Source organism: Burkholderia sp. 3C, assembly GCF_054589155.1.
Window position 1 is genome coordinate 1 of sequence record NZ_BAAILN010000063.1, and the last position, 738, is coordinate 738.

General features: G+C 62.5%; 2 pseudogenes. Both read right to left on the reverse strand.

Going from position 1 to position 738, the window contains the following annotated elements:
• Window positions 1-316, reverse strand: a pseudogene (locus ACYP33_RS10115) (transposase); the annotation flags it as partial.
• A gap of 67 nt (window positions 317-383) precedes the next feature.
• A pseudogene (locus ACYP33_RS10120) lies at window positions 384-500 on the reverse strand (transposase); the annotation flags it as partial.
• Window positions 501-738 lie beyond the last annotated feature (238 nt).

The following is a 738-nucleotide window of genomic DNA, read 5'->3' on the forward strand; positions in this document are numbered from 1 at the left end:
CGATAGGCCTGGATCAAGAAGTCAGCCAGCGCGCGTTTGCGCGCCGGCTTCATAGCTTTTTTTGCACCACCTCCTGCAGCATCTGCTTGTCCAGGCTGAGGTCCGCCACCATGCGCTTGAGTCGGGCATTTTCCTCTTCCAGTTGCTTCAGGCGCCGTAGCTCGGACACGCCGAGGCCGCCATACTTCTTTTTCCAGTTGTAGAAGGTGGCCTCCGAAATACCCATCTTCCGGCACACTTCCGTGACCGTGGTGCCCAGTTCGGCCTGCTTCAACGCGAAGGCAATCTGCTCTTCCGTGTACCTCGATTTCTTCATGCAAACCTCCCGCCCGTCAGGGTTTCGAATTTGCCAGAAATCTCCAGTCCTCGCCGCTACGGTTTTTCGGGGGGAGGTCAAACTGCTGCGCCAGTTCGGCCAGCGTGCGCGCGCCCTTGACTGCCGCCAGCGCCACTTTCGCTTTGAACGCCGCTGAGTGCGTGCGTCGGGTTTTCTTCGTCATCTTTTCGGTTCATTTGCCGGCATTGTCGCTGGCTCAGGCCCCGGCCGTTCCGCTTACCCGAATATCCGAATTTGCGCGGCCACCTCTGACGAACCGGCGAGCCTGGTCTGCGCCGCCGGTTCGTGGCTCAATCGGCCTGCGACGCTGTACCCGGTAGGGAGTCGGGCACCGCGCGCGTCAGTTCGTCGAGCCACGCGCGCGCCACCGAGTCGCTCGGCGCGCGCCAGTCGCCGCGCGG